Raw genomic sequence first — 13,183 nt, forward strand, 5'->3', positions numbered from 1 at the left:
AAAAAAATTGTCGCAAAGCTGGGCTTAGCTCGTGTGGCGAAGTTAAAAATAAGGGGTACCCCACTTGTGGGGACTTTAGTTTGATTAAACTTTTCTAAAGTTTATCGCAAAGACTAGCTTGGCTAGTTTGCGAAGTTAAAAATAAGGGTAACCCTACGAAGTAGGGACTTTAGTGCGGGGTCAAGCCGATGGGGCTTGTCGTAAAGCTGGGCTTAGCTCAGCTGCGAAGTAAAAATAGGAATAATAATTGCTTAAAGTGTAAAAATTTAGATAAAGGGCTTGTATGAAACTTCTAAAGATCGCACTTTTATGGCTTTTAATAGCGGTGGCGGCTAAGGCGGCGGTTATTAAAGACTTAGCTAGTGTTGTTGGTGTGCGTGAAAACCAACTTATCGGCTATGGCTTGGTAGTTGGTTTAAATGGCACTGGCGATGGTAGTAGTAGCGAATTTACCATTCAATCGCTATCAAATATGCTTCAAACGGTAAATGTCAAAATAAATCCAAATGATATTAAATCTAAAAACACAGCTGCGGTTATGGTAACGGCGAAGTTGCCACCATTTGCCCGTCAAGGCGATAGCTTAGATGTAACGGTAAGCTCCATTGGTGATGCGAAAAATTTAATTGGTGGAACGCTATTGCTAACTGCGTTAAAGGGCGTTGATGGCGATATATACGCTTTAGCACAAGGGGCTTTGACACTTGGTGGCTCTACAGCAAAGGGTGGTAATCACCCAACGGTTGCGACTATATTAAGTGGAGCTTTGGTAGAAAAAGAGGTTGTGTATGATATATACAATAAGCCAAATGCGAATTTGAGTTTAAAAAACTCTAGCTTTCAAACTGCGATTGATATGCAAAATGCGATTATAGCTAAATTTGGCGGTGGATCTGCGGTGGCTTTAGACCCTAGGACGATTAGTTTGACAAAGCCTGATAGGATTAGTATGGTTGAGTTTTTAGCTAGTGTGCTTGACATTGATATGGATTATAAGGCTGAAGATAAGATTATAATCGATGAGCGAACTGGCACGGTAGTTAGCGGGGTAAATATCAAGGTTGAGCCTGTGATAATCTCGCATGGAGCTATCACAATACAGATTGATAATGGCGGATTTGATCCAGCTGCCTTGGCTGATGGCGATGTAGATATAGGTAATGTAGCTATAAATACCAATACAAATATGATTAAGATAAATGAAAGGGATACCACGGTGGCAAATATCACAAGAGCGTTAAATAAGCTAGGTGCTACCCCAAAAGAGATAATAGCTATTATTGAGAATTTAAAACGAGCTGGAGCAATCCACGCTGGTGTAGAGGTGATATAATGAGAGTAGATACAAGTGTTGCGCTTAATGCATATGATGCAGCAAATACGCAAAATTTAGGAAAAGAAAGAGCTATAGATGACGCAGCACTTAGGGAGCAAACTGATGCTTTTGAGGCGTTTTTGGTTAAAGAGGTTTTGGATATTGCCTTAAAAAATGAAAATCCACTATTTCCAAAAGACCCAGGAGATAAAATTTATAACTCAATGTATAATGATGCGATGAGTAGGGCATTAAGCGGTGGATTTGGATTTTCGCAAATGCTATATGATTTTTTAAAAGCCAGAGCCTAAATAAAAGCTGAATTTTTCCGATTTAGCTTAAATGAAATTAGCTAAAAAGGATTTATAATGATAGGTTCTATAAAAGCAAGTGGTATATATAGTAGTATAGCAACGCCAAAAAACGAAAATAAGAAAAACGAAGATATAACACAAACTCAAAGTAGCACTAATAACAAGATAAAAGAGTTATCTGCGATGATACAAAATGGCGAATATAAGGTAGATATAGACGCCCTTTCTAAGAAGATTGCCGACTCTTTGATGTAATTTTTGCTCCTTTGAGTTAAAAGGAGCAAAATATGATAAAACAATACTTAGATGAAGCTATAGCAGAGCTTGAAGAGCTAATTTCAATCACAAATCAAGATATACAAAACATTCAAAAAGCTGACCACTCATCTGTAGATGAGCACACTAAGAAAAAAAATGAATTAGTCCGTAAATTTGAAAAGACAAAATCGCAATTAGATAACGAATTAATCAAACTCGCACAAGCTAGTAGTGGAACAGATCTTGCTAGTATTTTATCAGATGAGATAAAAGATAGGCTAGGCGATTTACGAAGCTCTTTAGAGAGACTTCATAAAGTAAATAAGGAGTATGCTAAATCTGTAGTGGTAGTCAAGGAATTTTACGACTCTTTGCTAAAAGCGATGATGGGAGCGCAAAATATGGCTAGTTCATATGGAGATAGTAAAAACTCTAGCTTAGCAGATGCTGAAAAACTACTTAAATTAAGGGTTTGATATGGGAATTTTCGATTCTTTATATACTGGGGTAAGCGGACTGAACGCAGCTCAAATTCAAATTCAAGTAACAGGCCATAATATCACAAATGTAAATAGTGATTACTATACAAGGCAAAGGGTTGTTCAATCTGCTGCTAGTCCGTTACACTCGGCTCCTGGAGATATAGGGCTTGGGGTTAAGGTTGATACAATTGTTAGAATTCACGATGAATTTACTTTTACTAAGCTTAAAAATGCCTCTTCAAATAAGGAGAGCACGGCATATAAAGAGCAGGTTTTAAAAGAGATAGCGCAGAGATTTCCAGATTTGCAAGATACTGGTTTATTAAATGATATACAAAATTACTATCAAGCGTGGAATGACTTTGCTTCTCACTCATATGAAGCAAGCCAAAAGGCAAATTTATTAAATATCACCACAACCCTAACAAATAGGATAAACGATACAGCTTATCAGCTAGAGAGCATTCACTCTAAAATCAATGATGATATAGTTTTGGCAGTTGATGAGATTAACCGCCTTGGTCAGCAAATCGCTGATTTAAATAAGCAAATTCAAGCAGTAGAGACTAAAGGCGGGACAATCAATGCCAATGACCTTAGAGATAAGCGCGACCAACTAGAATCTACAATGGCAAATTTGCTAAATATATCAACTTTTAAAAATGATATACTCTCTGATAGTAGATATGGTGGCAGTATGACAGACCAAGGTAAGGACTATACTCTTAGTATAGATGGCATTACCATAGTAGAAGGGTCAAATTTCCATCCATTGAAGTTAGATACGCAAGGCTCAAAAGATGGATTTGCTACTATTTATTATGAGTTAAATGATGAGACTAGAATAGAGATGAGTAGCAAAATCACCAATGGTAAATTAGGTGCGATGCTTGATATGCGTGGTAGAAATCTTGATGGAGATGGGAATTTAACTGATGGGACTATTACGGATTTTAGAAATAATTTAGATACCTTTGCTACTACTATGATAGTAAATACAAATAATATTTATGCCCTATCAGCACAAAACTCTATGACAAGTGTGGATTTAAAGGATATGGTACCAGAAAAGCCACTCCAAAATCATAGCTCATATATCAAAAATGGTAGCTTTACTGTAAATGTGTATGATACAAGTGGAAATATTGTCGCTACAAAACAGATAAATATCGACGCTTCAACTACAATGAATGATACAAGGCAAGGAAATTCGATCGTATCGCAGTTTAACTCCAATGTCGATGGGAATAATGATAACAACCTAAATAATGACTTAGATGATTACTTTGAAGCGATATATACATATGATGAGAAAACTGGTATGGGGCATTTGGGATTTTTGCCTAAACAAGCTGAGGGTGAATATACTATATCGATTGAGGATAATGGGACTAATTTTGCTGGTGTGTTTGGTATGAGTCAATTCTTTGAAGGGGATAAGGCAGCAAATATGCAAGTAGAGCAAAGCCTAAGAGCTGATAGCTCAAAAATTAAAGGAAATAAAGCCCCAATCGATGGCGATAACACTATGGCAAATGAGATGATACAGCTCCAAACTAAACAGATAGACTTTGTAAATAAAGATGGTAGTGTGAAAAATGAGAGTATCGTTGGGTATTATCGCTATTTAACTTCTGATATAGCTAGTAGAACTGAATCTGTAATAGCTCTAAACACAACTAATCAATCGCTATATGCTAGTGTGTATTCCCAGCACCAAAGCATTAGCGGGGTAAATATGGATGAGGAGCTATCAAATTTAATTCGCTTTCAAAGTAGCTATGGAGCAGCAGCTAAAATCATCACCACGGTAGATCAAATGCTTAATTCGCTTTTGAGTATTAAGCAGTGATGGATAGGCTTAAACTAGCTTTAGATGATGAGTTAGCTAGAGCAAATAGCATAGATGGCCTGTATAGTGCTGCTGATCCATTACAAGTGGCTAGGAAATTTAAAAACGATCCAATTAAAACGCTGATTTGCGCTCTTTTTGCCTATGGAAATGCTAGGGCGATTGTGAAGTTTTTAAATAGCTTGGAGTTTGATATTTTAAATTTAGACGAGAGCAAGATTTATGATTTTGTGATTAAAAATGGCTGGTTGTATAGATTTCAAAATATCGTTGATGTAGCGCAGATTTTTATCACTATGTCTAGGGCTAGGGAGTTAAATTTCGAGTATATAATATATAGTAATACACAAAATGGCAAGGTAATTTATGGTATAAACGAGCTTATAAAGTCATTATATCAGCTAAATAATTATCGCTCTAGTGGGTATGAGTTTTTCTTTGGCAAGGTTTTTGAAAATGAGCCAAAAAGCCCGTATAAACGCTATAATATGTGGCTTAGATGGATGGTAAGGGATAGGGATATTGACCTTGGAGTTTTTAAGAGTATTGATAAATCAAATTTGATCTTACCGCTTGATACTCACACTCATAAAGTTACTCAAGCAATTGGGCTTTGTGATAGAAAAAGCTATGATTATAAGGCCGCTTTGCAAATTAGCAATAATCTTGCGATTTTTGACCCAAATGATCCGATTAAATATGATTTTGCTCTATATCGCATTGGTCAAAGTGGTGCTTTGGAGAGATTTTTAGAGAGAATAAAAGGGTAAATTTAATAAAAACTTGCTAATATAGATAAAAAAATTTAGGCAGAGCTATGGAAAAAAGATTACAAGAATTAAAAAAATCTACCAAAAAATTACAAATTTTAAACCAAAATCAAAGAGCAAATTTAATAGAAAATATAGCTAATTCTATAGAGCAAAATATAGATAAGATTATAAAAGCCAACGCTATAGATTTACAAAATGCTAAGAATCTAAGCTTAGCACTTCAAGATAGATTAAAATTAGATGAAAATCGCATAAAAAATTTAGCCAAAAGCATTAAAAATATAGCGTTATTAAAAGATCCAATAGGCAAAATAAAAGATGGCTGGATAGCAAAAAACGGCTTAAAAATAGAAAAAATCAGCGTCCCGCTTGGAGTGATTGCTATCATATATGAATCTCGCCCGAATGTAACGGCTGAAGTTGTGGCTTTAGCTATTAAAAGCGCTAATGGATGTGCGTTAAAAGGCGGGAAAGAGGCGATAAATACAAATTTGGCTATTGTGGAGATTATCAAAGATAGCTTAAAAGAGTATGGCGGTTGTGTTGAGTATTTTGATATTAGCAGAGATGAGGTTTTGGATTTTATCAAAATGGATAAATATCTGGATTTGGTGGTGCCAAGAGGTGGCGAAGGGCTGGTGAAATTTGTAAGCTCTAACTCCAGCGTGCCTGTGCTAAAGCACGATAAAGGCGTTTGCCATATCTATATACATAAATTTGCAAATATCCAAAAAGCCTTAGATATATGTATAAATGCCAAATGCTCACGCCCTGGAGTGTGTAACGCTGCTGAGAGTGTGCTAGTAGATGAAGATTTGGCGAGTGAGTTTTTACCGCTATTAAAAAGTCAGCTAGATAAATTTGGGGTTATAATTTATGGTTGTAAAAGAGCTAATCAGATAATAGAGTGCCAAGAGGCTAGCAAGGATAGCTATGATAATGAGTATTTGGATTTTAAACTAAATTTAAAGGTAGTAAGTGGATTTGATGATGCTATAGAGCATATAGATAGGCATAGTAGCGGTCATAGTGAAGCTATAGTAAGCGATGATTATAGTGCGTGTGAGAGATTTTTAAGCTTAGTTGATAGTGCTTGTGTGTATGCGAATGCTTCAACTAGATTTAGCGATGGTGGCGAGTTTGGCTTTGGTGGGGAGATCGGTATTAGCACTGGGAAAATGCACGCCCGTGGCCCTGTGGGCGTTGATGAGCTAACGACATATAAGTATATCATTAGGGGCGAGGGACATATTAGGTAGGTTATTCTAATTTAAAAGTGAAAAACTCACTTTTATATCCGCTATCGCCTAGTCCATTATACTGGGTTATAGCAGCTTCTATATTTCCAACTTCTTGATATAATAACCCAAGGGCTAATCTAGCTTCGCTGTAGGTTGGATTGGTGAGTTTAGCAAGTTCTAAATAACCAATAGCACTATCTGGGTGATTGGCTCCAATGCTTGCTACACTGGCTAAAAATAGCGTATTTGCGTCATCTATATTTTCATTATTTATTAGCTCATTATATATGGTGTAAGACTCTTCATAGTGGCCTGTGAATAGATCTAGATATGCTAAAGTGTATAAAATATCTTTAGTATTTTTAGTAGAGATTTTCAGATCAGCTACGATGCTTTCACGCTCTTTATGTAAAAGCCCTGCAATTTGTAAAAGCTTTATATACTCACTTCTTATGATAGAAGCGCCGCCATATAACGCGCCTTTATCTAGTTTTGTTGTTAGAAATTTGATTTGAATATCTTTAGCATAATTTTTAATATTTTTAGTATCAAATCTAGTAGCTGAGTATATAATATTGGTTAATACATCATTTGGTAGCTTTTCGTTTAACTTGCTAGTAGCTGGAGCTATAATCTCACTTCTTTTGGTTACATAGGCTGAAATTATGTTAAACACGATATTTAGAACACTATCATTGCGGTTTTGATCTAGCCAGTTATTTAGTGCACTCTCATTGCCTTGAGTGAGCTGAATCATAGCTTTATAGATATTATTTTGATCTAAATTTGGGTCTAATTCTATATTATCTAGCACTTCATTTGTAAGACGCCTTGAATCTTTGCTTATCATTTGAGCAGTTATTATGGCGTAGGCTCCAGCTATATAATTTAGCGGATCAAGATGATAGCTAGTAACAAAGTGCTTGTATGCTTGAGCAAAATCCCCAAGCTGAGCAAATGTAAGAGCTAGATTGAATTGGACAATTGAGTGATTTGGGTATAGTTTTGTAATCTCTAAAAAGTCGCTATTTGCCTCTCTTAAATTATTATTAAGTGCTTTGAATATGGCTTGAGATAGCATTGCGTTGGCTTTGGATACTGCTCCACTAGTTTTTAGATACTCATCTGCTACGCTATTTTCATCTACAAATAGGCTTAATCCACCTTTTCTGATATACTCAATTGTCTGTTTAGGGTCAAATGCCTTATATGGAGTGAAATAAAATAGAATTTGATATAGGGTATTTTGGTTAAAAAATCTATTTGTATCGTAGTTTTTTTGTGCTAAATTTATATCAAATAGCTCTGGATTTAATATGGTTTTAATAGGATATGTATCTTGTATAAAGGTGGAGTTATAATCATTTAGCATTTTTAAGATTTTAGCTGTGGAGGCAAATTCCCCTGTTTTAAGATCGATTAAAGATATGGCTAGATGGGTTAATGGGGCGTTTTTCTCATCTATTAGGGCTTTATTTAGATACTGCTTAGCCTCTTTATACTCGCCAAGTCGTGCGTATAAAAGCCCAAGAGGTAAGTTTATATCATAGTCTTGAGCGGCTTTAATGGCTTTAATCGCCTCTTTATCTTCGTGGAGATAGCTTAGGATTTTTGATCTTAGATACTCTTTTTGACTGGTGTAATATTTTGAATTTGATAGCTCTAAAGTGTGTAAAGCCTCTATATAAAATCCGCGGTAAAAGCTCACTAATGCATTATAAAACTCATATAAATTTACATCACTATCTCTGTTTATAAAGGCATTTGCTAAGTCAATATAGTATTTAAATAGCTCTTCATCGCCAATTTCCAAAGCACACACTGCTATATTAATAGCACTTACTGTGATATTTTCGTTATTGCTAATGGCCTCTTTAAATGTCTCAATAGCATCTTTAAATAGCCCTTGATTCATCTTAGATACACCAAGATTATATTTAGATAGAGATTCATTATATAGTGCGATATTTTCATATAGTTTGAGTGCTTCGATTTTGTTGCCACTTTCGTATAGTTTATTGGCTTTGATTAGCATACTATCGATTTTGGAATTTTGAAATTTTTGCGTTATTGTAGGTATGGTGATAGGTTCTATATCTTTTTGCGAATTTGGCTGGGTTTGAATGGTTTCTTCTTTAGAGCTTGAGAATATAATAATAGTAATTAACAAAATTAGAGCCAATAAACCAGAGACTATTATAATTATTAGCCTTTTGTTAAGTTGAGATTTTGGCGTATCATCACTATCTTCTATATCTTTTAAATCCTCATCTGTAGTAGGATTTAGAGCGGGTGCTTCTGTGGATTCTATAGATACAATATCATCGCTAGAATCCGCATCTTTATCTAGGATTACTACTTCTTGCCCATCTTGTTCTAACTCTGTTAATTCATCTGCCACTTTAAATTCCTAATTAGAAATACTTTTTCAAAACTTCTGGAATAGTTATTGAGCCATCGCTATTTTGATAATTTTCCATTATGGCAATTAGCGTTCTACCAACTGCAAGGCTAGAGCCATTTAGCGTATGGGCTAAAAGATTTTTCTTATCATCTTTATATCTGATTTTAGCGCGTCTAGCTTGAAAATCACGAGTATTTGAGATTGAGCTAATCTCCCTATATTTGCCTTGACCTGGTAGCCACACTTCTAAATCAATTGTCTTAGCAGCACTAAAGCCCAGATCTCCACTACATAGCATCATATGGCGGTGCGGTAAGCCAAGAGCAGTTAGCATATCACTAGCACAGCTTACCATCTCACTTAGCATTTCATCGCTTTTATCAGCTTTAGTGATGGCTACTAGCTCTACTTTTTCAAATTGATGTTGCCTAATCATACCCCTAGTATCACGACCAGCACTCCCAGCTTCTTGTCTAAAGCAAGATGAGTAGCAAGTCATTTTAATAGGTAGTTTATCAGCTGGTATAATCTCATCATTATATATATTTGTTACAGGCACTTCGCTTGTAGGGATGAGATATAGATCTTCTCCATCTACTTTATATAAATCCTCAGCAAATTTAGGTAGCTGACCTGTGCCATAAAGTGTGTTGGAACTCACCAAAAACGGCACATTAACAAGCTCAAACCCACGGCTTGTATTAAAATCAATCATAAAATTTACAAGTGCTCTTGAGAGTCTTGCCCCATCGCCTCTAAGAATTGTAAATCTACTTCCTGATATCTTAGCCCCAGTAGCAAAGTCCAGCCACCCAAGTGCTTCGCCTAGCTCGTGGTGCTCTTTGGGGGTAAAGTCAAATTCCCTTGGGCTTAAAACATTTAAAATACAGATATTATCATCTTCATCATTGCCTAGTGGGACATCATCATCTATGATATTTGGCACGCTTTTGGCTATTTTTTCTAAATTTAACTCTAGCTCATTTACCACGCCAGATAGTGCTTGAAGATCTTTTTTATTAGCTTCAAGCTCCATTTTTAGCTCACTTATATCCTCTTTATTTTTAGCTTTTATGCCAAGTTCCTTGCTTTTTGCGTTTTGTATGGCTTGGATATTTTCTAGCTCAAGCCTTTTGGATTTAAGGTTATTGTAAGCTTCTAAAAGCTTAGCTAGCACTCCATCACCAACCTTTTTAGCCTTTAATTTGGCATTAAATTCATCATAATTTGTCTCTATCAATCTTAAATTTATCATAATCCTTCCTTAATAAATTCCTACAAAATCTCTTACTTTTTCCATCGTTTCATTTGATATTTTTTGAGCCTTTTTGCCACCTTCATTTAGTATCTCTATAATCTCATTTTGGTTATTCATATAGTAATCAAATTTATCCCTAGCAGGTGCGAAATAATTCCACACAAGCTCATTTAAATACGCCTTAAAATGCCCATATCCTTCGCCACCTTTAGCATATCTATCTTGTAAATTTCCTAGCTCTTTTTCATTTAAAAATAGCCTAGCAATCGCATAAATATTACAACTTTGCCAATCTTTTGGCTCTTCAAGGGGAGTGCTATTAGTTACAACCGAATTACACTGCTTTTTAAGCGTCTTAGCATCGCTAAATATATCAATTGTATTTTTATAGCTCTTACTCATTTTAGCCCCATCAGTCCCTGGTATGGTGGCTAGATCTTGAGCTATATCAGCCTTAGGTAGGGTAAATATCTCTTTATAGGTGTTATTAAATTTAAGTGCTAAATCTCGTGCTATCTCTACATGCTGGATTTGATCCTTTCCTACAGGGATTTTATCAGCATTAAAAAGCAAAATATCAGCCGCCATCAAAATAGGGTAGCTAAATAATCCATGATTAGCCTCTAAGCCCTTAGCGACCTTATCTTTATAAGCGTGAGCTCTCTCTACTAGCCCCATTGGTGTAAGCTGAGATAGTATCCAATATAGCTCTAAGACATCTTTAACATCGCTTTGAACCCAAAATGTAGAGCGATTAGGGTCTATCCCAAGTGATAAGAATGCAGCAGCGGCCTCTATAGTGTTGGCTTTGAGAGATTTAGCATCATTTAAAGAGGTCATAGCGTGGTAATTAGCTATGAATATAAACATCTCATCATCGCTACTATTTTGCCTATCTATCATCGGCTTGATACTAGCAAAGTAGTTGCCTAAGTGGAGTTTGCCAGATGGTTGAAGTCCTGTTAGAGTTCTCAAATTTTATCCTTTTAGATACTTTTTATTTAGCAATTTTATGATTTTTGTAGCTATTTGTTCTGGAGTTTTATCCTCCACATTTACGATCAAATCAGCCTTTTTAGCATAAGCCTCATCACGCTCTTTGTGTAAGGCTTTAGCCTTAGATAAATCGCTTAAAAGCGGTCTTTTGGCTAGTTTTTTATCCGCATTTGGGGAATTTGCGATACGCTCCATTATTTTATCAAAGCTTGATTTTAGGTAGATTACGGTGCCAATTTTGTTTAAATTTTTAACCTTATAAAATCCCCCACCAGTGGATATAACAGAGCCATTTACAGATTTTTCTAAGAATTTAGCTAGGCTCTTTTCTATCTTTCTAAACTCAGCCTCGCCATCATCTTCAAAGATTTTTCTAATCTTTTTATTAGCAAAGCTCTCTATCAAATCATCTCCATCAATAGCAAAAACTCTTAACTTACGAGCTAAAACCCTAGCTACGCTACCCTTGCCAACGCCCATAAATCCGATTAAAATTATATTTTTATATGTCTGTCTCATTTTTGCCCTTATTTTTTGGTATTAAAACTACTGGAGTTCCATTTAAGCTAAATCTCTCTCTAAGCTTATTTAGCAAATACCTTTTATAGCTAAAGTGTAAAGATCTAGGCTTATTCATCACTAAAGCGATCTTTGGTGGCGCAAATCCAAACTGAGCCGCATAGAAAATCTTAACAATCTTGCCATGATCTCTTGGTATCGGATGGGTTTTTACAGCCTCTTCTATGAGTGCGTTTAGCTCTGAAGTTTTAATCCTTTGAGTGTAGTTTTGATATATCTCTTTTATGAGTGGATAGAGCTTGTGAATTCGCTTTTTACCAAGTGCTGAAACACTAATAATCGGGGCGTAAGCTAGAAATTTAAATCTATCTCTAATCTCAAATGCGACCTTATCAAACTCATCATGCTCCTTATCCCATTTATTTAGCACGATAATCACACCAAGCTCAAATTTCCCCACTAGCCCAGCGATTCTCTCATCAAGCTCTGTAAATGGCTCACTCGCATCTAGTACAAGCAGAGCTATATCGGCTACTTCTAAGATTTTTTGGGTGCGATTTAGGGCGTATTTCTCTATTCCTTCTATTTTGCCACGCTTTCTAATCCCAGCAGTATCGACAAATTCAAAGACCCTACCATCATAGACAAAACTCTCATTGACAGGATCAATCGTAGTCCCAGCTATGCTACTTACTACTGAGCGATTATCATTTACAAGTGCGTTTAATAGACTTGATTTGCCTACATTTACACGGCCGACTATACCAACTTTTATATTTTTATTCTCATAATCTATAGCTTTATTGTCTAAATCCAACTCGCCATTATCATTAAAATCTTCTAAAAACTCATCAAATTCATCAGCGTCAGCTTTTAAATTTGATTTTGGTAGTTGCTTATAGATCCACTCACAAAGCTCATCAACCCCAGTAGCGTGGCTTACAGATAGATTAAAAACCACACTAGCGCCAAATTCATTAAACTCCCAGCTACGCTCCTCATCTTTTTTGCTATCAACTTTATTTACCACAAGCGCAATTGGCTTATTTAATTTTAATAAAGAGTAAAATAACCTTTTATCCACATCATCAGGAAGCATCTTGCCATCTACCATAAAGATTATGATATCGGCGTATTTTGCAGCATTTAATGTGTTATTTTTGACATTTATAAATAGCTCATTACTCTCATCTATTCCGCCACTATCTATTAATATACAGCTTTTATCATTGATTTGAATTTCAGTCTTATTTGTATCTCTTGTAGTGCCACTAACTTCGCTAGTTATAGCAATTCTTTGTCTAGCTAAGCGGTTAAAAAGTGAGCTTTTACCGACATTTGGACGGCCTACTAGTATTATTTCTTTCATAGGTTTCCTTAGAAATGATTAGGCTAGATTATATCCAAAAGCGCATTAAGCATTTATAAAATTAAATTTTCAATAGATTAAAATTGGATTTTAAATATTAAATTTGATAATTTTTATAGCGAAAATTTTATAAAAGCCTTTCAAGGTTGCTGAGCTTTCGCTCAGATTTTATAAAACAAATTTGAAGCAAATAGGGGTCACCCTACGCAGTAGGGACTTCAGGTGGGTCAAGGGAGTGTAACTCCCTGTCGCAAACGGCGACTTGTTGCCGTGCGAAGTTAAGAATTTATTTTTAAGTGGGAAGGGGGATGCTTTTTGGCAGATGAGTAGCGTGATAGTTAAATGATGCTACGAAAAATAAGAGCGAAGCTACCTTACCCTTCCCCCTTAACAACCCCCAAT

The 13,183-nt window shown here is 35.7% G+C and carries 12 protein-coding genes; 7 read left to right on the top strand and 5 right to left on the bottom strand.

The annotated features are described in order from the left end of the window. Nucleotides 1–283 precede the first annotated feature (283 nt). The 7 genes from CSUIS19072_RS07900 to CSUIS19072_RS07930 are packed head-to-tail and all read left to right on the top strand — an operon-like array spanning nt 284 to nt 6,253. On the top strand, nt 284–1,333 hold the full coding sequence (locus CSUIS19072_RS07900) for a flagellar basal body P-ring protein FlgI (protein WP_086238103.1): 1,050 nt from the start codon (nt 284–286) through the stop codon (nt 1,331–1,333). Continuing rightward, nucleotides 1,333–1,626, top strand: a complete 294-nt coding sequence (locus CSUIS19072_RS07905; protein ID WP_086238104.1) for a rod-binding protein — start codon at nt 1,333–1,335, stop codon at nt 1,624–1,626. Before CSUIS19072_RS07900 ends, CSUIS19072_RS07905 begins: the two co-directional genes overlap by 1 nt. Nucleotides 1,627–1,683: 57 nt before the next feature. Beyond that, on the top strand, nt 1,684–1,884 hold the full coding sequence (locus CSUIS19072_RS07910; protein ID WP_086293841.1) for a flagellar biosynthesis anti-sigma factor FlgM: 201 nt from the start codon (nt 1,684–1,686) through the stop codon (nt 1,882–1,884). Nucleotides 1,885–1,916: 32 nt separating this feature from the next. Further along, entirely contained in the window at nt 1,917–2,363 is a 447-nt protein-coding gene (gene flgN / locus CSUIS19072_RS07915; RefSeq protein ID WP_086238108.1) for a flagellar export chaperone FlgN, read from the top strand. A 1-nt stretch (nt 2,364) separates the two neighbouring features. Beyond that, on the top strand, nt 2,365–4,221 hold the full coding sequence (gene flgK, locus CSUIS19072_RS07920; RefSeq protein ID WP_086238110.1) for a flagellar hook-associated protein FlgK: 1,857 nt from the start codon (nt 2,365–2,367) through the stop codon (nt 4,219–4,221). Next, a complete protein-coding gene (locus CSUIS19072_RS07925) occupies nt 4,221–4,991 on the top strand; it encodes a TIGR02757 family protein (protein ID WP_086238112.1) in 771 nt (256 codons plus the stop codon). Before flgK ends, CSUIS19072_RS07925 begins: the two co-directional genes overlap by 1 nt. A 47-nt stretch (nt 4,992–5,038) precedes the next feature. Then, the gene (locus CSUIS19072_RS07930; protein WP_086238114.1) at nt 5,039–6,253 is read left to right on the top strand and encodes a glutamate-5-semialdehyde dehydrogenase; all 1,215 of its coding nucleotides are present in this window, start codon (nt 5,039–5,041) and stop codon (nt 6,251–6,253) included. Between the two features lies 1 nt (nt 6,254). Here CSUIS19072_RS07930 and CSUIS19072_RS07935 read toward each other — a convergent pair whose 3' ends face one another. The 5 genes from CSUIS19072_RS07935 to der are packed head-to-tail and all read right to left on the bottom strand — an operon-like array spanning nt 6,255 to nt 12,781. Beyond that, nucleotides 6,255–8,636: a hypothetical protein gene (locus CSUIS19072_RS07935; protein WP_086238116.1), complete on the bottom strand. Its 2,382-nt coding sequence runs from the start codon at nt 8,634–8,636 to the stop codon at nt 6,255–6,257. A 13-nt stretch (nt 8,637–8,649) separates the two neighbouring features. Further along, on the bottom strand, nt 8,650–9,894 hold the full coding sequence (gene serS, locus CSUIS19072_RS07940) for a serine--tRNA ligase (RefSeq protein ID WP_086293843.1): 1,245 nt from the start codon (nt 9,892–9,894) through the stop codon (nt 8,650–8,652). A 9-nt stretch (nt 9,895–9,903) separates the two neighbouring features. After that, a complete protein-coding gene (gene trpS, locus CSUIS19072_RS07945) occupies nt 9,904–10,872 on the bottom strand; it encodes a tryptophan--tRNA ligase (protein WP_086242623.1) in 969 nt (322 codons plus the stop codon). Between the two features lie 3 nt (nt 10,873–10,875). Then, on the bottom strand, nt 10,876–11,412 hold the full coding sequence (locus tag CSUIS19072_RS07950; protein WP_086293845.1) for a shikimate kinase: 537 nt from the start codon (nt 11,410–11,412) through the stop codon (nt 10,876–10,878). Next, a complete protein-coding gene (gene der / locus CSUIS19072_RS07955) occupies nt 11,396–12,781 on the bottom strand; it encodes a ribosome biogenesis GTPase Der (protein ID WP_086238125.1) in 1,386 nt (461 codons plus the stop codon). The genes CSUIS19072_RS07950 and der overlap by 17 nt, the downstream gene beginning before the upstream one ends. Nucleotides 12,782–13,183 lie beyond the last annotated feature (402 nt).

The organism is Campylobacter sp. RM19072 (assembly GCF_024723485.1).
Taxonomy (GTDB): Bacteria; Campylobacterota; Campylobacteria; order Campylobacterales; family Campylobacteraceae; genus Campylobacter; species Campylobacter porcelli.